The organism is Paraburkholderia phenoliruptrix (assembly GCF_902859825.1).
Classification (GTDB): Bacteria; Pseudomonadota; Gammaproteobacteria; order Burkholderiales; family Burkholderiaceae; genus Paraburkholderia; species Paraburkholderia phenoliruptrix.
On the sequence record NZ_CADIKB010000023.1, the window covers coordinates 57,203 to 76,423 of the forward strand.

16 protein-coding genes are annotated in these 19,221 nt (G+C 65.8%); 12 read left to right on the plus strand and 4 right to left on the minus strand.

The features are described from left to right. Nucleotides 1–5 precede the first annotated feature (5 nt). The 5 genes from HV711_RS21175 (at nucleotide 6) to HV711_RS21195 (ending at nucleotide 3,711) form a co-directional block, all read left to right on the plus strand. Nucleotides 6–1,343, plus strand: coding sequence for a C45 family autoproteolytic acyltransferase/hydrolase (locus HV711_RS21175; protein WP_035479755.1), 1,338 nt, complete (start codon nucleotides 6–8; stop codon nucleotides 1,341–1,343). Between the two features lie 258 nt (nucleotides 1,344–1,601). Continuing rightward, nucleotides 1,602–1,856, plus strand: a complete 255-nt coding sequence (locus HV711_RS21180; RefSeq protein WP_013588165.1) for a hypothetical protein — start codon at nucleotides 1,602–1,604, stop codon at nucleotides 1,854–1,856. 175 nt (nucleotides 1,857–2,031) lie between these two features. Then, on the plus strand, nucleotides 2,032–2,262 hold the full coding sequence (locus HV711_RS21185; protein ID WP_013588164.1) for a DUF2795 domain-containing protein: 231 nt from the start codon (nucleotides 2,032–2,034) through the stop codon (nucleotides 2,260–2,262). Next, nucleotides 2,259–3,164 (plus strand): AraC family transcriptional regulator, encoded by a 906-nt coding sequence (locus tag HV711_RS21190; RefSeq protein WP_035479754.1) that lies wholly within the window; start codon nucleotides 2,259–2,261, stop codon nucleotides 3,162–3,164. Before HV711_RS21185 ends, HV711_RS21190 begins: the two co-directional genes overlap by 4 nt. A 157-nt stretch (nucleotides 3,165–3,321) precedes the next feature. Continuing rightward, complete coding sequence (locus HV711_RS21195; RefSeq protein WP_028362408.1) at nucleotides 3,322–3,711, plus strand: cupin domain-containing protein; 390 nt, start codon at nucleotides 3,322–3,324, stop codon at nucleotides 3,709–3,711. Between the two features lie 12 nt (nucleotides 3,712–3,723). Here HV711_RS21195 and HV711_RS21200 read toward each other — a convergent pair whose 3' ends face one another. Further along, nucleotides 3,724–4,725: a LysR family transcriptional regulator gene (locus HV711_RS21200; protein WP_035479753.1), complete on the minus strand. Its 1,002-nt coding sequence runs from the start codon at nucleotides 4,723–4,725 to the stop codon at nucleotides 3,724–3,726. Between the two features lie 264 nt (nucleotides 4,726–4,989). Here HV711_RS21200 and HV711_RS21205 point away from each other — a divergent pair, with 264 nt between their 5' ends. Continuing rightward, nucleotides 4,990–5,202: a hypothetical protein gene (locus HV711_RS21205; protein WP_013588160.1), complete on the plus strand. Its 213-nt coding sequence runs from the start codon at nucleotides 4,990–4,992 to the stop codon at nucleotides 5,200–5,202. Nucleotides 5,203–5,284: 82 nt separating this feature from the next. On the opposite strand, the gene HV711_RS21210 is transcribed toward HV711_RS21205, so the two are convergent. Beyond that, entirely contained in the window at nucleotides 5,285–5,902 is a 618-nt protein-coding gene (locus tag HV711_RS21210) for a TetR/AcrR family transcriptional regulator (RefSeq protein ID WP_013588159.1), read from the minus strand. A 215-nt stretch (nucleotides 5,903–6,117) separates the two neighbouring features. Here HV711_RS21210 and HV711_RS21215 point away from each other — a divergent pair, with 215 nt between their 5' ends. Genes HV711_RS21215 through HV711_RS21225 form a run of 3 tightly spaced genes read left to right on the plus strand, consistent with a single transcriptional unit; the run spans nucleotide 6,118 to nucleotide 11,995 of the window. Continuing rightward, nucleotides 6,118–7,281, plus strand: a complete 1,164-nt coding sequence (locus tag HV711_RS21215) for an efflux RND transporter periplasmic adaptor subunit (RefSeq protein ID WP_035479752.1) — start codon at nucleotides 6,118–6,120, stop codon at nucleotides 7,279–7,281. After that, nucleotides 7,278–10,421, plus strand: coding sequence for an efflux RND transporter permease subunit (locus HV711_RS21220; RefSeq protein ID WP_035479751.1), 3,144 nt, complete (start codon nucleotides 7,278–7,280; stop codon nucleotides 10,419–10,421). The genes HV711_RS21215 and HV711_RS21220 overlap by 4 nt, the downstream gene beginning before the upstream one ends. A 2-nt stretch (nucleotides 10,422–10,423) precedes the next feature. Then, entirely contained in the window at nucleotides 10,424–11,995 is a 1,572-nt protein-coding gene (locus tag HV711_RS21225; protein WP_035479750.1) for an efflux transporter outer membrane subunit, read from the plus strand. Between the two features lie 223 nt (nucleotides 11,996–12,218). On the opposite strand, the gene HV711_RS21230 is transcribed toward HV711_RS21225, so the two are convergent. Continuing rightward, a complete protein-coding gene (locus HV711_RS21230) occupies nucleotides 12,219–14,720 on the minus strand; it encodes a penicillin-binding protein 1A (protein ID WP_035479813.1) in 2,502 nt (833 codons plus the stop codon). 467 nt (nucleotides 14,721–15,187) lie between these two features. Here HV711_RS21230 and HV711_RS21235 point away from each other — a divergent pair, with 467 nt between their 5' ends. The 3 genes from HV711_RS21235 to HV711_RS21245 all read left to right on the plus strand — a co-directional run bounded on the left by HV711_RS21235 (nucleotide 15,188) and on the right by HV711_RS21245 (nucleotide 18,285). After that, nucleotides 15,188–15,868 (plus strand): plasmid mobilization protein, encoded by a 681-nt coding sequence (locus HV711_RS21235; protein WP_035479812.1) that lies wholly within the window; start codon nucleotides 15,188–15,190, stop codon nucleotides 15,866–15,868. Nucleotides 15,869–16,315: 447 nt separating this feature from the next. Next, nucleotides 16,316–16,996 carry a PspA/IM30 family protein gene (locus HV711_RS21240; RefSeq protein ID WP_013588153.1) on the plus strand — a complete coding sequence of 227 codons (681 nt, stop codon included), beginning with the start codon at nucleotides 16,316–16,318 and terminating at the stop codon, nucleotides 16,994–16,996. Nucleotides 16,997–17,088: 92 nt separating this feature from the next. Beyond that, entirely contained in the window at nucleotides 17,089–18,285 is a 1,197-nt protein-coding gene (locus HV711_RS21245; RefSeq protein ID WP_035479747.1) for a tetratricopeptide repeat protein, read from the plus strand. 94 nt (nucleotides 18,286–18,379) lie between these two features. Here the strand turns inward: HV711_RS21245 and HV711_RS21250 are convergent, their stop codons facing one another. Beyond that, nucleotides 18,380–19,069, minus strand: a complete 690-nt coding sequence (locus HV711_RS21250; RefSeq protein ID WP_051224034.1) for a TetR family transcriptional regulator — start codon at nucleotides 19,067–19,069, stop codon at nucleotides 18,380–18,382. Nucleotides 19,070–19,221 lie beyond the last annotated feature (152 nt).

A 19,221-nucleotide genomic window follows, 5' to 3' on the forward strand; every position in this document is an offset into this window, starting at 1 on the left:
CGAAAATGAGCGAACCGTCCCTCGATGCCGTGCGCCGCGACCAGGCGGGCTGGATCTTCGTGCATATCGAAGGCGAGCCGTACGACCGCGGCGAACAGCACGGCCAACTGCTCGCGGCGGAAATCCGCAACGCGATCCGCACCGCCCGCTACCTGGCCAGATGGGACACCGGCGAGGATTTCGACACGTTCGTCGAGGCGGCCGTCTCGCAGTTCGGCAACAAGCTCGACACCGAATTCGCCGACGAAATCCAGGGCATCGCCGACGGCGCCAAGCTGCCATTCGCGGAAGTGCTGGCGTGGAACGGCTACATGGATCTGCTGCAAAGCTGGTGGCCGGCGCACGCGGCGCAGCAAAAGCCCGCCCTCGGGCTGAAACCCTGGCGGGGCCGGCGCGGCCACCATTGCAGCGCGTTCATTGCGACCGGCAACGCGACGCGCGACGGCCGCATCGTGATGGCGCACAACTCCTGGGACCGCTACGCCGCCGGCGACGCCTTCAACGTCGTGTTCGACATCGTGCCGGATCAGGGCAACCGGATTCTGATGCAGGGCCTGCCGGGCTGCATTTCCAGCCTCACCGATTTCTGGATCACGGCCGCCGGCCTGATGGTGACGGAAACCACCATCTCCAACTTCGTCGGCTACAACGCGGCGGGCGCGCCCGAGTTTTACCGCTCGCGGCGGGCGTCGCAGTATGCGAACAGCATCGGCGAATGGTGCGAAATGTTCGCGCTCGCCAACAACGGCGGCTATGCGAACAGCTGGCTGCTCGGCGACATCAAGACCGGCGAAATCGCGCGCTACGAATTGGGGCTGCACTACTCGGGTTTCGAGAGCACAACGGACGGCTTTTACAGCGGCTACAACACGGCGACCGACCTGAAGATCCGCAATCAGGAATGTATCGGCGAAGGGGAAGACTACACCGACGTGCGCAAGAACGGCGCGCGGCGGCTGCGCTTCATGCAGTTGCAAGAGATGCACCGCGGCAAGATCGACGTCGAGCTCGCGAAGGCGATGATCGCCGATCATCACGACGTCTATCTGGATCGCAACGACAACCCCTGCTCGCGCACCATCTGCGGGCATCTGGAACTGGACGACGCGCGTTTCGGCGGCTCGGACCACGGACCGTTCAATCCGTGGGGCGCAAACGACGGCAAGGTGGCCGACAGCGAAATGGCGCGCGACATGGCGTTCAGCGCGCGCTGGGGTCATCCGTGCGGGCGACCGTTCGACGCCCAGGCGTTCATGAAACGGCATCCGCAGTGGAACTGGCTGAACGGCTATATGCGCGACCGGCCTTCGTGGCCGTGGACGCGCTTTGAGGTGTTGCGATAGGTGCTCAGATAGGTGCTGCGTGAGATGCCGCGCCGCCCAAACACCTGAAGATTGCCGCTATCTGGCTGCCATTCCCGCGCCATCATCGGCGATCTACAATGAGAGGTCTCGAGGTGTGTTGCAAGTTTTGCGCGCCGCGCGTGCCGAAAGCGCGCGGCCTCGCAGCCCGGCCTCGCGCGGCTTGTGCTTTCCTTTCGACGCGAGGACGGCACAGCCCTTGCTGAACGCTTAGCGCCGCATGAGCTGAGGAGGTCGGGCATGAAAACCTCGACGCTGTTGACCATGGTGACGTTGTCCGCTTCGTGCTTTGCCGCGCCGGTTCACACCGCGCAGGAGAGCATGCCGGCGAACACGCTTGCCGCCCGCGCGAACGCCGCGCCAGTCGCTCCGGCGGCGCCCGACGTGGCCGTCACCGACGACAATCGCCCACAACAATGGCAGCATATCGTTTTGCCGAAGTCGCGGCATCCCGAGCGGGGGTATGCGGCGCGCAACGAGCATCTGCAGACCTGAGCGCGATGCCGCTCGCGTGAGCTTCCCGGTCGGCCGCGATCGAGGGGCCAGTGCGGCGAACCGGCTCGCCATCGCGCTCAGGCAGCAAGGCGTGACGCCGGGTCGGGTTACGTCAGCGCGCGCAGTGCCAGCCGCGGCCCTTATCTACTTTAACCGTACCAGCAGGAGCGCTTGCATGACGGCATCGTCCATTCCCGGGGAATCCATCGACCTCCAGATCTCCGACCTGCTCAGCGAAGTTCGCTTCCCGGTCAACAAGGACGCGCTCGTCGACGCGGCCCGCGAGGCGGGCGCGAGCAACGAGGTGCTGTCGATGCTCGACGGCCTGCCTGAGCAGGACTACGCCGACGTCGATGCCGTCACGCGTCTGATCGGCGGCAATTTCGGGCCCGGTCTGAGCGCGTGAGCGGGCATGCGCACGCGCCGCGACGCCTCGCGGCGTCGGTGGAAAAGCACGGCGTGGACTGGATCTATCGCTCGCCGCCGTCGACCGCCGTGGGTGGCGCCGGTGGCATGAACGGCGCAGGCGGCATCGAGCGGATCGAAGCGTTTTTCCACGGCGCCGGCTACGCAATGCACCGTCACGATACCTACGCGATCGGCCGCACGCTCGCGGGCGTGCAGAGTTTTCGCTATCGCGGCAGCCTGCGCCACAGACTGCCCGGCGGCACCATCGTGCTGCATCCGGACGAGCCGCACGACGGCCAGGCCGGCACCGGCGAAGGCTTCCGCTACCGCATGATCTATGTCGATCCGGCGCTCTTTCAGGAGGCGCTCGGCGGCAAGCCGCTGCCTTTCGTCAAAGGCGGTTTATCGGACGATCCGCGCCTTTTCGCCGCCACACGCAACCTGCTCCGCGGCATGGATCGCGCGATGGACCCGCTCGAACAGGACGACGGCCTCTACGAACTCGCCATGGCGCTTCACGCGGCGGCGGGCGCGGCGCCGACGCGCCGCCCGGTGGATTACGCCGCCGCGCGGCGAGCCCGCGAATACCTGCTTGCTTCGCGCGAGCGCGCCGTGACCCTCGACGATGTAGCGGCCGCCGCCGGCCGCGACCGCTGGAGCCTCTCGCACGATTTCCGCGCCCTCTTCGGCACGAGCCCGCACCGCTATCTGACCATGCGGCGGCTCGACCTCGTGCGTCAACTTGCGCTCGCGGGCCTGCCGCTCGCGGACGCGGCCGCCGCCAGCGGCTTTTCCGACCAGAGCCATATGACGCGGCACTTCAGGCGCGCCTGGGGCGTCGCGCCTGGCCAGTGGCTCGCCATGCTCGGAACTTTGCCGCGGCGTACCGGCGAGGCGTGAAGCGGGGGCTCGGCGATTCACGCGGTTCACGCGGTTCAGCGTGTCCAGCCTCCCACGCCTCCCAGACTTTCACGCCCACAAACGTTCAAGACCCGTCCGCTCATGGCGAGTTACGCTCTTTCCCGAGACAGCAACCATCTTTTGAAGGAGCATCCGCATGTCCAGCACCCCGAGCGTCCCGCAGACCTACCGCGCCATCAACTTCGCTGAAAAACTCGCGCTCTTTCGCGACCAGTGGCAGCCACGCGTCGTGGCCGAAATGAACGACTACCAGTTCAAGGTCGTGCGTATCGAAGGCGATTTCATGTGGCATCAGCACGCCGACACCGACGAGACCTTCATCGTGCTCGACGGCCGGCTGCGCATCGACATGCGCGACGGCTTCGTGACGCTGTCGGCGGGCGAGATGTTCGTCGTGCCGAAGGGCACCGAGCACAAGCCGTTCGCGCAAGGCGAGGTCAAGCTGCTGTTGATCGAGCCGCGCGGCGTCAGGAATACCGGCGAGGACACCAACGAACGCACGGCCGTCAACGATCTCTGGATCTGAGCCGCGCCGCGCTCAGGCCGGCAACGGCGCAGCGGCGGCCGCTCGCACCCCCGAGCGCCGGGCTGCGGAACGGGCAAGTGCAGCCGCGTGCCTCGCATGGCGCGAATCGCGGGCCGGCGCGGTGAGATCCGACTCGAAATGGCCGACGAGGTGATCGACGAACGTCCGCACCTTGGCCGGCAAGTGAAGGCGGCTGGGATAGGCAATCGTGATCTCGATCTCCGGCAGACGGTAATCGCGGAGCAGTTCGACAAGCCGGCCGGCCGCCAGATCGCGGCCGATCAGATAGCTCGGCAGGATCGCGACGCCCATGCCGAGCAGCGCGAACTGCCGCAGCATTTCGCTGTTGTTCGCGGCGATCGCGTTGGCGGTCCTCACACGCACGAGGCCCTCGGGTCCGCTGAAGAGCCGTTCCTCGCCGCCCTGCTCGGGCGGCCGGCTCAGGCACGGATGCGCCAGCAGATCGTCGGGCCGCGCCGGCGTGCCGTGCTGCGCCAGGTAGTCCGGCGTCGCGCAGACGGTCAACTGACAGGTGGTGAGCCGCCGCGTCACGATGCTCGCGCTGCGAGCCGGACGCCCGACCATGATGCCGACGTCGAAACCTTCTTCGACAAGATCCGCCTGCCGGTCGGCAAGCGTCACGTCGGGCACCACCTCGGGGTAGCGCGCGGCATAGGACTGCACCGCCGGTGCGAGGCTCTGCAGCCCGAACACCACGGGTGCCACGATCCGCAAAGTCCCGACGGGCTCATGATGACGCGCCGCCAGCATCTGCTCGACGCCTTCCAGATCGTCGAGGATATGGCGCACGCGCTCCAGATAGGTCGCGCCCGCTTCGGTCAGCGAAAGACGGCGCGTGGTGCGATTGAGCAAACGCGTGCCGAGCCGTGCTTCGAGATCCGCCACATGGCGGGTGACCACCGCGGTGGACAGATCCAGCGCATTGGCCGCGCGAACGAAACTGCCGAGGTCCGCCACTCTGACGAACACGCGCATGGACTGCAATTGATTCATGGGACGACTCCTGCCTCGAGATGCCGGGCCGGCGCAGCGCTGCCGCCTGTCTCACCCGCGCGGCAAGGCTCGCGCGGATTTGCCCAACGAATCGATTGTATCGACCCGACCTGTCCCAACCCTGACCTGTGGATGGCAATCGCGTCAGCTTGGCCGACGCGTCGATACCACAGCTTGACGCATGAGTACGGCGTTTGACTAGGTATAAACCCTTAGAGGCTGGTAAGATATCGCCAGGAAGAAATTCACTGCCAGTCGATTGCCATGACACATCGTTTCCAGCTTCTCGAAAAAATCGCGTTTTCTCTGGTCTGCTGGTCCGCCGCAGCCTGCTCGGCCTTCATCGCTTATGAGCGTTGCCCAGACATCAAGGTCGTCCTGCATGCGGGCGAGGAAGTGCTGCGCTACAGCGGCGAGTATTCGTTCGTCTGCGCGAGCCCCGTCGCCGATAGCTGCACGCAACTCGCCACGAACTGATTCGGGCACGTTTGCCCGATGACGCAGGCGCCGCCCGCCCCGCTGCGCTTGCGCTCCGGCTCCGCCGCGAGCGTTGCGCGCCTCAGGCGCTGCGTCCGTACACGACGCGCGCGAAAAAGCCCGTCAGCACCGCTTCCGCCATCTCTCCCGGCACGTTCTGCGGATCCACCGCATGGAAGAACTGCACGCCGTCGCACAAACCCATCAGCCCCATGGCCAGCATCTCGGCCGGCAGCGGCAGCGGCGTGCCGACGCGTTCTGAAAATTCGCGGACATACGCCGCCAGCTGCTCCAGCTTTTCATGCAGGAAAGCGTTGAAACGCAGCCTGAAACGGCCGTCGCGCACCGCGAGCAGCTTCGCCTCCACCCACAGCAGAAAGCATTTGTTCTCGCGAGGCAGATTGCTGTAGTAACGCATCACACGCTCTTCCATCTGTTCGCGCGTGGCCGCGTCCTCAAAAATGGCCCGCAGACCGGCCTGCATGGTTTCATGGTCGCGCCGCAGCAACTCGAGAAAGAGTTCGCTCTTGCTGCGGAAATTCGAATAGAACGCGCCGCGCGTATAGCCCGCCGCTGCCGCGATGTCCTCGACACTCGCCGCGACGAAGCCCTTCTTCATAAAAATTGCTTGCGCAGCGTCGAGCAGACGTTGCCGCGTCTGGTCCTTGCTCTGCTCGCGTGTCAGTCGTTGCCGTTTCATGGCCGCAAGTCTAGCACCGAAAAGAATTCCGATTCACCTCGACATTCAAATACAGGTGTGTATTAGAATGCGATCCTTCATTGGAAGTCAGACGCGTATGCCGATTGCATGAGCGGGCCTGCGCTGTTCGCGGCGGCGTTGCGGCTTGCCGTCATTCTTCGCTGTTTCCTGTTGGGGTCATTGTGAAGCGTCCCGTTTTTCCGGCATCGTTGGCGATGCGTCGGCAGGTCCCTCGTCTCGCGCGGCATCGCGAGCCGCAGCACGCGGCTCTGGCGCTTGCTCTCGCGGGCTTCCTTGCTTTAAGCGGATGCTCGAAAAAAGAGGCGGCGGCGCCCGAGCCGCGGCCTGTGGTGGCCGCCGCGGTTCATGCGGACGGCAATACGGCGCCCGTGATGTCCTTGCCCGGCGAAGTGCAGGCGCGCTACTCGACGCCGCTGTCGTTTCGCGTCGGCGGCAAGATCGTCGAGCGGCGCGTGCGCCTCGGCGACGTAGTGAAGAACGGCCAGATCGTCGCCCGGCTCGATCCCGCCGATGCGCAGAAGAACGCAGCCGGCGCGCAAGCCCAGCTTGCCGCCGCGGAGCACAGCTATCAGTACGCCAGACAGCAGCTCGAACGCGACCGCGCCCAGGCCAAAGAAAATCTGATCGCGCCTGCGCAACTCGAGCAGACCACGAACGCCTATGCGTCCGCCGCCGCCCAGCGGGATCAGGCCGCGCAGCAGGCGGCGCTCGCCAAAGACCAGTTGCAGTACACCACGCTCGTCGCCGATCACGCGGGCGTCATCACCGCGGAGCAGGCCGACACGGGTCAGAACGTGTCGGCGGGCCAGGCCGTCTACAACCTCGCGTGGAGCGGCGAGCTCGACGTAGTCTGCGACGTCCCGGAAAGCGCGCTCGCCGCTCTCGCCCTCGGACAGACGGCGAAAGTCACGCTCGGCGCGTTGCCGGGCCGCACCTTCACCGCGCGCGTGCGCGAACTTTCGCCAGCCGCCGATCCACAGAGCCGCACGTACCGCGCGAAGCTCACGCTCGACAATCCCGGGCCCGACATGCGCCTCGGCATGACCGCCGACATCGCGCTCAGCGTGCGTTCGTCATCAACGGCAAGCGGCGCTGAAGCTCAACACGGCTTTTTCGTGCTGCCGGCCACCGCGCTCTTTCACGACGGCAAAGAGCCGGCGGTATGGGTCGTGCGTGCGGCGGACAGCAAGCTGGAACTGCGCCGCGTCACGGTCGCGCGCTATGACGAGCGCACGATCGTCGTGAGCCAGGGCCTGAAGGACGGCGAGCAGGTCGTGTTGCAAGGCGTGCACACCGTGAGCGCGGGCGAGCCGGTCCGCGCCATCGCGCCGCTGCATCCGGAGGACTTTGCTTCATGAGCACGACGCCCGAAGAAGGACGCTTCAATCTCTCCGCATGGGCGCTGCGCCATCAGGCGCTGGTCGTGTTTCTGATCGCCCTCGCTACCGCGTTCGGCATCCTCGCGTACACGCGCCTTGCGCAATCCGAAGACCCGCCGTTCACGTTCCGCGTGATGGTGATCCGCACTTTCTGGCCCGGCGCGACCGCGCGGCAGGTGCAGGAGCAGGTGACGGACCGCATCGGCCGCAAGCTGCAGGAAACACCCGCCATCGACTTTCTGCGCAGCTACTCGCGCCCCGGCGAGTCGCTGATCTTTTTCACGATGAAGGACTCCGCGCCGGTCAGCGAGGTGCCCGCCACGTGGTACCAGGTGCGCAAAAAGGTCGGCGACATGGCGGCCACCTTGCCGCAAGGCGTCCAGGGGCCGTTCTTCAACGACGAATTCGGCGACGTCTACACCAATATCTACACGCTCGAAGGCGACGGCTTTTCGCCCGCGCAACTGCACGACTACGCGGACCAGTTGCGCACCGTGCTGCTGCGTGTGCCCGGCGTCGCAAAGGTCGACTATTTCGGCGACCCCGACCAGCATATCTACATCGAGATCAGCAACACGCAGCTCACGCGCCTCGGCATCTCGCCGCAGCAGCTCGGTGAGGCGATCAACCGGCAGAACGCGGTGTCGCCGGCGGGCACGCTGACCACGGCGGACGACCGCGTGTTCGTGCGTCCTTCCGGCCAGTTCCAGACCGTCGAGGCGCTCGCCGACACGCTCATCCGCATCAACGGCCGCTCGTTCCGGCTCGGCGATATCGCGACGATCAAGCGCGGCTACGACGACCCCGTCGTCACGCAGATGCGCGCGGGCGGCAAGCCGGTGCTCGGCATCGGCGTGACGATGCAGCCGGGCGGCGACGTCATCCGCCTCGGCAAGGCGCTCGATGCGGAAATGCTGCACCTGCGCCGCGCCCTGCCCGCCGGCCTGCAATTGACGGAAGTGTCGAGCATGCCGCACGCGGTTGCCCATTCCGTCGACGACTTTCTGGAAGCCGTGGCCGAAGCCGTCGCGATCGTGCTGGTGGTCAGCCTCGTCTCGCTCGGCGTGCGCACCGGCATGGTGGTAGTGATCTCGATCCCGGTCGTGCTCGCCGTCACGGCGCTGTGCATGTATCTGTTCGACATCGGTTTGCACAAGGTCTCGCTCGGCACGCTCGTGCTCGCGCTCGGGCTGCTGGTCGACGACGCGATCATCGCCGTGGAAATGATGGCGGTGAAACTGGAACAAGGCTGGAGCCGCACGCGCGCTGCGGCGTTCGCGTACACGAGCACGGCGTTTCCGATGCTGACCGGCACGCTCGTCACCGTGTCGGGCTTTCTGCCCATCGCGCTGGCCAAGTCCAGCACGGGCGAATACACGCGCTCCATTTTCGAAGTGTCGGCCATTGCGTTGATTGCGTCGTGGCTCGCGGCGGTCGTGCTGATTCCGCTGCTCGGCTATCACCTGCTGCCCGAACGCAAGCGCGCGGCGCACGAGGCCGGCAACGCAGAGGCGCACGAGCATGAGCACGACATCTACGACACGCGCTTTTACACGCGTCTGCGCGGCTGGATCGGCTGGTGTATCGAGCGGCGCTTCGCCGTGCTCGCCGTGACTGTCGTGCTGTTTCTGCTGGCCATGGCGGGCTTCTCGCTCGTGCCGCAGCAGTTCTTCCCGAGCTCGGACCGGCCCGAGCTGCTCGTGGATGTGCGCCTGCCCGAGGGCGCGTCGTTCGAAGCAACGCTGCGCGAGGCGAAGCGGCTCGAGAAGGCGCTCGTGGGACGCCCCGAGATCGACCACTCGGTGGACTTTGTCGGCAGCGGCGCGCCGCGTTTTTACCTGCCGCTCGATCAGCAACTGGCGCAGCCGAATTTCGCGCAGTTCGTGATCACCGCGAAGTCCGTGAAAGACCGCGAGACACTGGCGCAATGGCTCGAGCCGGAGCTGCGCAATCATTTCCCCGCGATCCGCACGCGCCTGTCGCGCCTCGAAAACGGTCCGCCCGTCGGTTATCCCGTGCAGTTTCGCGTGAGCGGCGACGACATCGCGACGGTGCGCGCGATCGCCGGGCGCGTCGCCGCTACGCTGCGTGCGGACCCCGGCACGCGCAATGTGCAGTTCGACTGGGACGAACCGGCCGAGCGCTCCGTGCGCTTCGAAGTCGACCAGAAAAAGGCGCGCGAGCTAGGCGTGAGCTCCGACGACATATCGAGCTTCCTCGCGATGACGCTCTCCGGCTATACGGTCACGCAGTACCGCGAGCGCGACAAGCTGATCAGCGTCGATCTGCGCGCGCCGAAGGCCGAGCGCGTGGACCCGGCGAAGCTCGTCACGCTTGCCATGCCCACGCCGAACGGCGCGGTGCCGCTCGGCACGCTCGGGCGTCTGCGTAACGATCTGGAATACGGCGTGATCTGGGAACGCGACCGCCAGCCGACCATCACCGTGCAATCCGACGTGGCGCCGGGCGCGCAAGGCATTGACGTGACGCATGCCGTGGACCGCGCGCTCGCGCCGATTCGCGCGAGCCTGCCGGTCGGCTACCGGATCCAGATTGGCGGTTCCGTCGAGGAAAGCGGCAAGGGCCAGACGTCGATCAATGCGCAGATACCGATCATGATCGTCGCCGTGCTCACGCTGCTGATGGTGCAACTGCAAAGCGTCGCGCGGGTGCTGATGGTGGTGCTCACCGCGCCGCTCGGATTGATCGGCGTGGTGCTTACGCTGCTGCTGTTCGGCCAGCCGTTCGGCTTTGTCGCGATGCTCGGCGTGATTGCAATGTTCGGGATCATCATGCGCAACTCGGTGATTCTCGTCGACCAGATCGAGCAGGACATTGCCGCCGGACACAAGCGTTTCGACGCGATTGTCGGCGCGACCGTGCGGCGCTTCAGGCCCATCACGCTGACCGCCGCGGCCGCCGTGCTCGCGTTGATTCCGCTCCTGCGCTCGAATTTTTTCGGACCGATGGCGACCGCGCTGATGGGCGGCATTACGAGCGCGACCATCCTCACCCTGTTCTATCTGCCGGCGCTCTATGCGATGTCGTTCAGAGTGCGCAACGACGAGCGCGAGCCGCCGACGCCGTCCGCGTCCGGCGCCGCGCACACGGGAAATTGAGCATGACCTACTTCGCCGATTCGCGGCTTTGCCGCAGCGCTTCGTTTCTCGCACCGGCGCGCCTCGCGTGGAGCGCCGCCCTTGCTGTCTCCACGCTGACGCTGGCGGCCTGCTCGTTCGGACCGAACGGCGAGCCGCCGGCGCTGCCGCAGCCTGTCCACTACGGCAGCGAGCCGCAGCCCGCGCAAACAGTGGCCGCGCAAGGTGTTGCACAGCAGTTCATGGTCGGTGCGAAGCCGGTGCCCGAATGGTGGACGCTGTATAGGTCAGATGCGCTGAACGCGTTCGTCGACGAAGGGCTGCGTAACAGCCCGTCGCTTGCCGCTACCGAACAGACGCTCGCCGCCGCGCGTGAGCAACTGCGCGCGCAAGTCGGCAGCTCGATGCTGCCCACCATCGACGCGGGCGGCCAGGCCACGCGCAACCGCGCGCTGGCGATTCCCGAGATCGGCTCGAACACGTTTCTCTACAACATCTTCGTGGGCCAATTGCAGGCGCACTACACGATCGACCTGTTCGGCGCGTCGCGTCTCGCCGATGCCGCGTTGGCCGCGCGCGTGAACGTGCAGGCGTACCAACTCGATGCCGCGCGGCGCGCGCTCGCCGCCAATATCGTGAGCGCCGCGATCACGAGCGCCGCGTTGCGCGCGCAGATCGACACGACGGAACGGCTCGTGACGCTCGCCGACGATCAGGCGCGCGACGCCGCGCGGCGCTATGCGCTCGGTGCCGTTTCGCATGCCGATCAGTTGAGCGCGCAACAAAGCGCGGCGAGCGTGTCGGCGAGTCTGCCCGGGCTCAAACAGCAATGGCAGAGCACGCGTCACGCGCTCGCCGTGCTGCTCGGCCGCACGCCGGACGCCGCGCCCGGCGACCTCGAACTGGCCGCACTGCATTTGCCCGAGCAGGTGCCGGTCGTCGTGCCGAGCGAGCTGCTGCGCGCACGCCCGGACGTAGAGGCCGCCGACGCCGCCCTGAAAGCCGCCGCCGCCGATGTCGGCGTGGCGACCGCGCAGATGTTTCCGAGCCTGTCGCTGAGCGCGTCGATGGGACAAGGCGGCTTTAGCTGGCCCGTCGCGCTGTCGGGCGCGGGCGCGATCTGGAGCATCGGCGCCTCGCTGTCGCAGCCGCTCTTTCACGGCGGTGCGCTGGCGGCACAACGCCGCGCGGCCATGAACACTTACGAGGCGACCGTCTCGCAATACAAGCAAACGGTGCTCGCCGCGTTCCAGAATGTCGCCGACACGCTCGCCGCGCTCGAACATGACGCACAGGCGCTCCACGCCGCGAACACGGCGGCGCGTTCGGCGCAGGGCATTTTCGATGAAACGTCGGGGCGTTACCGGCTCGGCGCTGTGCCGCTCGCGTCGGCGCGCGCGAGCGAGCAGCAGTTTCGCAATGCGCAGCTCGACGAGATCCGCTACACGAGCGCGCGGCTCGCGGATACGGCGGCGCTCTTTCAGGCGATGGGCAGTTTGCCGGTGGCGGCCGACAGGAAGCAGGGTTCGCAGTTATCCCCAACCGATGTTGAAGAGCCTGTTGAAAACCTTCTGACAAGCGGGCTAAGCCGTTGAACGCATTGGAGTAATGCGGCGCGGTGCGAAATGATGCATGACACCTGCCAAGTGTCAATGGGAAAGCGCACACAACCTGTGTGTTCGCCGAGGTTATCCCCAGTTTTTGTTGACAGCCTTGTTGATAACCTCGGGACCGCGCATTCAAGTGCTTGACGCGTAGGGTTTTATGAAGCGCGGCGCCGGTGGATGCAAGCCCGCCGGCGCGCCCACGTTCCTGCCGTCAAGGCTTGTTCGACTCGAACAGATCCATGATCTGTTTCTTCTCATTCGACGACACGCTCGGCGGCGGCACCGCCGGCGGCGTCATGCCCGCCGGCCCCACGCCGCCGACTGCATCGCTCACGCCCGCTGTCGGATTGGCGGAATCGAGACCGATGCTCGCGACAAAACCATTGCCCGGCGTCATATCCGAATAGAACAATTCGCCGTCGACGGTGGTCACGCCGTCAGGCTGCGCCGGCTCGCTTTGCGGCACGCCGCGCAGCGCGCGCTGCATGTACTCGACCCAGATAGGCAGTGCGAGCTGTGCGCCGAATTCGCGGCTGCCGAGGGTCTTCGGCTGGTCGTAGCCCATCCACGCGACCGCGACGAGCGACTGCTGATAGCCGGCGAACCAGCCGTCCTTGGCGTCGTTGGTCGTGCCGGTCTTGCCCTGCAGATCCGAGCGATGCAACACGTTGGTACCGGCGCCCGTGCCCGCCGTCGCGACCGAATGCAGCAGACTGTTCATGATGTACGCGTTGCGCGGCTCGAGCGTGCGCGGCGCGTCGCGGCCCGCGGTGAGCGGCTGCGCCTTCGAAAGCGGCTCGCCGCGCGCGTCCGTCACTTCGCTGATCAGATACGGATTGATGCGATAGCCGCCGTTCGCGAACACCGAATACGCGCCCGCCGACTGCAACGGCGTGACGAGTCCCGCGCCGAGCGCCATCGGCAGATAGGGCGGCGTCTTGTCGGCGTCGAAACCGAAACGCTGCGTCACGAAGTCTTGCGCGTACTTCGTGCCGATATAGGACAGGATGCGGATCGACACGAGGTTCTTCGACTTCTGCAACGCGAGGCGCATCGGCATCGGGCCGTCGGGCTGGTCGTCGTCCTTCGGCTCCCAGGCTTCGCCGCCGGGCGTGCTCGACGGGAAGTACAGCGGCGCGTCGTTGATGATGGTGGCCGGCCCGAGCCCCTTGTCGAGCGCCGCCGAATAGATGAACGGCTTGAAGCTCGAACCCGGCTGACGCCATGCCTGCGTCACATGGTTGAACTTGTTCTTGTTGAAGTCGAAGCCGCCGACGAGCGCGCGGATCGCGCCGTCCTGCGGCGTGAGCGACACGAGCGCGCCTTCCACTTGCGGAAGTTGCGTAATCTGCCAGTTGCCTTTGTCGTCGCTCATGACGCGCACGATCGAGCCCGGCTTGATCTTCGTCGCGGCCGCGGCGCGCGCGCTGAGCGCATTCGCCACGAAGCGCAGCCCTTCGCCGCTGATCGTGACCTGCGTGCCGTCGACCAGTTGCGCCTTCACCTGCTTCGGACTCGCGTCCGTCACAACGGCGGCGATGATTTCGCCGTTATCCGGATGGTCGGTGAGCGCGTCGTCGATCGTCTGGTCGCGGTCGTCGCCCGCCGCCGGCAGTTGCACGAAACCCTCGGGTCCGCGATAACCGTGGCGCCGCTCGTAATCCATCACGCCCTTGCGCACCGCGCGATAGGCGGCGTCCTGGTCCGCGGAGTCGATCGTGGTCGTCACGTTCAGGCCGCGCGTGTAGGTCTCGTCCTTGTACTGCGCGTACATCATCTGCCGGACCATTTCGGCGATGTACTCCGCGTGCACGCTGTATTCGTTGCCGGGATTGCGCGTGTGAATCTCTTCCTTCACCGCCTGATCGTACTGCTGCTGGCTGATATAGCGCAGTTCGAGCATGCGCCGAAGAATGTACTCCTGACGGATCTTCGCGCGCTTCGGGTTCACCACCGGGTTATACGCGGACGGTGCTTTCGGCAAACCCGCGAGCATGGCCGCCTCGGCCAGCGTAATGTCTTTCAGGTCCTTGCCGAAGTACACGCGCGCCGCCGCCGCAAAACCGTAAGCGCGCTCGCCCAGATAGATCTGGTTCATGTACAGCTCGAGAATCTGGTCCTTTGTCAGCGCGCGTTCAATCTTGTACGCGAGCAGCATTTCGTAGATCTTGCGCGTGTAGGTCTTCTCGCTCGACAGGAAGAAGTTGCGCGCCACCTGCATGGTGATCGTGCTCGCGCCCTGGGACGCGCCGCCGTGCGCGAGGTCCGCGAAGCCCGCGCGCAGAATGCCGACGAAGTCAACGCCGCCGTGCTCGTAGAAGCGATAGTCTTCGATGGCGAGCACCGCTTTTTTCATCTGATCCGGAATGTCCTGGAAGCGCACGAGACTGCGCCGTTCCTCGCCGAATTCGCCGATCAGCACGTGGTCCGCCGTGTAGACGCGCAGCGGCACCTTCGGGCGATAGTCGGTCAGCGCGTCGAGCGAAGGCAGTTGCGGCCCCATCACGACGAGCGCATAACCGAGGATCAGTGCGCCCACCACGGCGATGACCGCAATGAAGCTCGCGAACCACAGGGCGATGCTCGCGCCGAGCGAGCGGCCGCCTTCGCCGGCGTCGCGCGAAGCGGCGTTGCGTCCCTCAGTTCGGCGGTAGGAGTCCCGGTCTTGACCGGCCGGAGATTGCGAAGAATGCGGTCGTTTGATGATAGGCATGTCTGGAATAGTGGGCGCGTGACTCAGCGCCTTGTTCTCGCGCATGAGGCGCGCATGAATCCTGAGCGGGCGTTGTCCGGACGCAAACCGCCGCGCGACTCTTTGCCCCCGCGAGTCGCCACGGCGCGCCAGGGACAGTGACCGGCGCAACGTAACAGCGCATTTTAAAGAAATCAAGCGGCGCTCAACGCAGTTTTTTTGTAAGAATTCCCTTCGCGCCGGGGCTCGGCGGCGTAGGGCCGAGTAGATTCGGCAAGCTTTCGATGCGCTTGCGCACACTGCCCGAGTTATCAACAGAAAATGTTGAAAGGCCTGTGGACAAACCCACAAAAAGCGCGACAAGCCGTTGATGTCACGGCATTTTCACGACGCGCCCGTTTCCCATCGGTGCAACTCGTCATATGATGGATTGCGCGCACGCCGATGCGCGCCGCGAAGCGCCATGCCAACAAGTATCCGAGCCGATCATGACAAAGCCCAGCGAACGCATCGTCGTATTCGTCACGCCCGCGCAGAAGCGCGCGATCTCCGCCACCGCCGACGAACTGGGCATCAGCGTCAGCGAGCTCATGCGGCGTGCGGTGCTCAGTTTCGGCGCGACGAGCGAGCAGGTGAAAGCAGCGAGCATCGTCGATCGGCTCAACGCGCCGCGCGCGCCGGATGCACTCGACGCGGCGCTGCAGCGGCTCGCACACGACACGGCGCACGCGCGCACATCATTGCCTGCAGCCTTGCAGTCGCGTGCGGGCAGCGACGCGGGCGCAGCCTTGCAGGCGAATGAGCATGCGGGCAACGCGCTAGCGGATGCAGCAGGCGGCACGGACGGCCGCGCGATGCGCCGGTCGACCACGTCCGCCGTCAGAGCGCCTGCAGATAGCATCCCGCCCCCTGCTCCCGCTGCCCCGCTCCTGCCCGCCGATGTGCTGGCCGCCCTCACCGCCGAAATCGACGAAGACGCCGTCGCGACCGCCGAGGCCGTCGCCCGAATCGCCGCAGCCCGCGCGGCGGCCGCCGAAGAGACCGCGCCCGCGGCGCTCAGCACCCGGACGCACGTGAAGAGCGTGTTGAAGCGCCCACGCCTCGACACGGTGCGCGACGACGATGACGCGGAAGGCGACCTGGGTCCCGAGGGCGGCCGCTTCGCGTAACGCTTTACGTGAGCGAAACGCAATCGCAGTACCACGCCGATGCGCGACGCGGCGCCTTCGAGCCCGCATGCGTCGTCTGTAAATTTGCACTCGCGCCCTCGCGCGCAATTCACGCCGGCGACACTCGCCGCTCGCACACTCGCCTTGCGCGCGCATCACTTGTCATCGTGCCCTTTAAGGGCATTTTAAGAGAGCCCGTGGTGTAATATCCGCGAACTGCCGAGGGCGCCACGCGCATGTTGAACTTCAAAGCCTGCACGCTTCATCGGGCCATGCATGCGCGAGCGAGCCGGACAATTTGCGCATCCGCTATTGCATTTGGCGCGCACGCCCCGACCTGCGGTCCGAACGCTGCGCGGCCTGTCGCGCGGCGGCGTAAAGTAGCAGTGGCAAGCAGTTGAACGCGCGGAAATTATTCAGCGCCGACACCATTCCTTGGAGGTTTTCATGTCGCTTTTTGACAGCATTTCGCGCACGCTAAAAGGTCTCCTGAACGACGCGGCCGACTCCGTGCAAGACCCGTCGCGCGACTCGCGCCAGATCGTGCGCGAGCTCGACGAGAGCATCGGCAAGGCCGAAAATTCGCTGATCGAGATTCAGGCGCAGGTCGCCACGCAACAAAGCAAGCGCGACGTTGCCGCCGACAAGGCGAAGAAATACGAAGACGGCGCAAAGCGCGCGCTGCAAGCTGGCGACGAAGCCCTCGCGCGTGAAGCGCTCGGCGCGCAAGCCACTGCCGAGGCGGAACGCGACGCGCTCACGAAAGAACTGGCCACGCTGGAGCCTTCCGTCGCGCAGTTGAAGAGCCAGATTGAAGACATGCGCGCGCGGCGCAACGACCTCAATGCGCGGTCCAATATTCTGCAAGCCAAGCAGCAGATCGCGCAGGCGAAAGATGTCGCCGCGACGGCGCTCGGCGGTATCGGCGGAAAGAACCTGTCCGAAGATTTTCAGAAGCTCGAAGACAAGGTTGCGCTCTCGAATGCCCGCTCCGACGCCCGCCTGAATTCCGCCGACGTGAAAAGCGGCAAGGCGCTCGACGACAAACTGGCGGACCTGAACCGCGGCCCGTCGGTGGACGACCGTCTGGAAGCTCTGAAAAAGCAGCTCAATACGCCGGCCCAGTAATTGCGTGAGTAGTGCATGACGGTGGGCCGCCCCCGGATCGCCGGCCGTCACACTCGACTGAAGGAGACGGGCGCCTCGCGCCCGGTCCGCACATGAAAAAACTGATTGCAGGCGCATTCGTCTCGCTGATGCTCGTGTCGGCGGCGGCGTTTGCCGTACCCACGGTTCAGCAGATCGAATCCGCGATGTCGCAAGGCAACTGGCAGCAGGCCGACGCGGGCCTCTCCGAAGTGCTGCAGGCGCATCCGAACAATGCGCGCGCGCATTACCTGTACAGCCAGGTGCTCGATCGCGAAGGCCGTTATGGCGACGCGCTCGCACAGCTTCAACAGGCGAAGACGCTCGACCCGCAAATTCGTTTCACCGACCCGACGCGCTTCGCGCAAGTCGAGGCACGCCTTCGCCGCGACGCCGAGCGCGCGGGCAACACCGGCGCAAAGTCGACGAGCCGCGCCGACAATCCCTTCGTCCAGCAAAACGCACCGGCCGTTCAGCAGCAGCCGGGATTCGCGCCCAAAGCGCCCGAGCGCCATGGTCCGGGCATCGGCATGTGGGTCGGGCTTCTGATCCTCGTCGGCATGATCGCGCTGGTGTTGCGCTGGACCTTGCGCCGCGCCCGCACGCAGGACGACACCCGCGCGGACGACGAGCGTCGCGCGCAACTCAAGCGTGCAACCGATCTGCTCAACGCCGTGCGCTCGTTGAAACTCGACGTGAAGCTCTCCACCGCGCCCGGCCACGAAGCGCTGGAAAAGGAAGTGGAAGCCACCGAAGACCAGTTGCGCACGCTGGTCGAAACCCTGTCGAACGGCAAGAATCCCGTGCCGCCCTATCAGCTCGACGAACTGGAGCAGCGCATCGGCAGCCTGCGGGCGCGCGCCGAAGGCCGGCCAGATCCGAACGCGGCCGCCGCGGCGGGCAGCGAGCAGTCGCCGTACGCACGCGAAGCCGAGCGCTTCGGCAATCCGCCGCAAGCGCCCTATCCGCAGCAAGGACCGTATCAACAGCAGCCGCCCGTCGTCGTGCAGCAAGGCGGCGGTTTCGGCGGCGGCATGGGCGGATTGCTGACCGGCGTGCTGCTCGGTGAAGCGCTGAACTCCGGCCGCGAACGCGTGGTGGAACGCGACGTGATCGTCGACGATGAAGCGCGCCGCCGCGGCAACGGCGGCGGTAACGGCGACGGCGGCGGCCTCGACTTCGGCCAGGGGTCGAACGACTGGAGCGACAACGGCGGCGGCATCGACATGGGCAGCAACGACGATTCCGGCGGCTGGAGCGACGATACCTGAGCTTTCGCACCGTTATTCAAACCGCGCATTGTGATAGACGACGCAAACAGGCTCCCCCCACGGAGCCTGTTTTTTTGCCTGCACGTTCAGCCCATCACGCGCGCCGGGAAACCGGCGTCCGCTCTTCTTCCTGCTGCGCGAGCAGCACGGAGCCGGCAAAGAGCCGCACGATAAAACGCTCGGCATAGTCGATGAGCGCATCGCGGCGTGCAGCGTCCGCATTCAGATACTCGGCGGACAGATGAAACAGCTGCAGCACGACCTGCGTGCAGACTTCATCGACGACATCGCGCGCGAGTGCCGGCATGAGCTGCAATTGCACGACGTCGTCGGCCATTTCCGCCGACACCGCGTGAAGCGTCGCGCGCACCGCGTCGCGCAACGCGGGCGACGTGCCGTGATATTCCGCCAACGCGCTGAGAAACGCCTCGCGGTTGTCCAACGCAAACACGAAGAACGCGACGCATGCGCGCCGCGGCACGTTATGCGGCTCGTCGTGCGCGGCGAGCCAGCGCTCGCGGCGCAGCATGGGCCGCAAGCGCTGGCTGACGGAGTCGACCGCCTCGCGCGCGAGATTGTCGAGCGTGTCGAAATGACGGTAGAACGTGTTCGGATTCAGACCGGCCTCGCGCGCGAGCTCGCGCAGGCCGAGACTCGCGAAGCTGCGTCCGCCCGCCGTCAGGCGCAAAGCCGCCTCGATCAGTTTGCGCTTGCCCGCCGGCAAATCGTGCGCGCCCTCTGTGTCGGGCTCCGGCTTTCGCGCTCCTTCCAATACCGATCTCATGGCTTTGATGGTGGGCTTTGAATCAGCGCGCGGGACGCGCGTTTAATAGAGGTACTCTAAACGATCTTGACGCGATGTGTACAGTTGTCTACTCTGCGCGTTACGTTTGAGCGGCTACCGTCGACGGCTACGCTGCCTGCCGTGCGCGCCGA

What these genes read in the sequence shown, in the direction of transcription:
- HV711_RS21180 (WP_013588165.1), top strand. Translation starts at nt 1,602, where the DNA reads ATGAAAACCTCGACGCTGTTGACCATGGTGACGTTGTCCGCTTCGTGC.
- HV711_RS21175 (WP_035479755.1), top strand. Translation starts at nt 6, where the DNA reads ATGAGCGAACCGTCCCTCGATGCCGTGCGCCGCGACCAGGCGGGCTGG.
- HV711_RS21195 (WP_028362408.1), top strand. Translation starts at nt 3,322, where the DNA reads ATGTCCAGCACCCCGAGCGTCCCGCAGACCTACCGCGCCATCAACTTC.
- HV711_RS21240 (WP_013588153.1), top strand. Translation starts at nt 16,316, where the DNA reads ATGTCGCTTTTTGACAGCATTTCGCGCACGCTAAAAGGTCTCCTGAAC.
- HV711_RS21245 (WP_035479747.1), top strand. Translation starts at nt 17,089, where the DNA reads ATGAAAAAACTGATTGCAGGCGCATTCGTCTCGCTGATGCTCGTGTCG.
- HV711_RS21205 (WP_013588160.1), top strand. Translation starts at nt 4,990, where the DNA reads ATGACACATCGTTTCCAGCTTCTCGAAAAAATCGCGTTTTCTCTGGTC.
- HV711_RS21225 (WP_035479750.1), top strand. Translation starts at nt 10,424, where the DNA reads ATGACCTACTTCGCCGATTCGCGGCTTTGCCGCAGCGCTTCGTTTCTC.
- HV711_RS21210 (WP_013588159.1), bottom strand. Translation starts at nt 5,902, where the DNA reads ATGAAACGGCAACGACTGACACGCGAGCAGAGCAAGGACCAGACGCGG.
- HV711_RS21250 (WP_051224034.1), bottom strand. Translation starts at nt 19,069, where the DNA reads ATGAGATCGGTATTGGAAGGAGCGCGAAAGCCGGAGCCCGACACAGAG.
- HV711_RS21215 (WP_035479752.1), top strand. Translation starts at nt 6,118, where the DNA reads ATGCGTCGGCAGGTCCCTCGTCTCGCGCGGCATCGCGAGCCGCAGCAC.
- HV711_RS21185 (WP_013588164.1), top strand. Translation starts at nt 2,032, where the DNA reads ATGACGGCATCGTCCATTCCCGGGGAATCCATCGACCTCCAGATCTCC.
- HV711_RS21235 (WP_035479812.1), top strand. Translation starts at nt 15,188, where the DNA reads ATGACAAAGCCCAGCGAACGCATCGTCGTATTCGTCACGCCCGCGCAG.
- HV711_RS21200 (WP_035479753.1), bottom strand. Translation starts at nt 4,725, where the DNA reads ATGAATCAATTGCAGTCCATGCGCGTGTTCGTCAGAGTGGCGGACCTC.
- HV711_RS21230 (WP_035479813.1), bottom strand. Translation starts at nt 14,720, where the DNA reads ATGCCTATCATCAAACGACCGCATTCTTCGCAATCTCCGGCCGGTCAA.
- HV711_RS21220 (WP_035479751.1), top strand. Translation starts at nt 7,278, where the DNA reads ATGAGCACGACGCCCGAAGAAGGACGCTTCAATCTCTCCGCATGGGCG.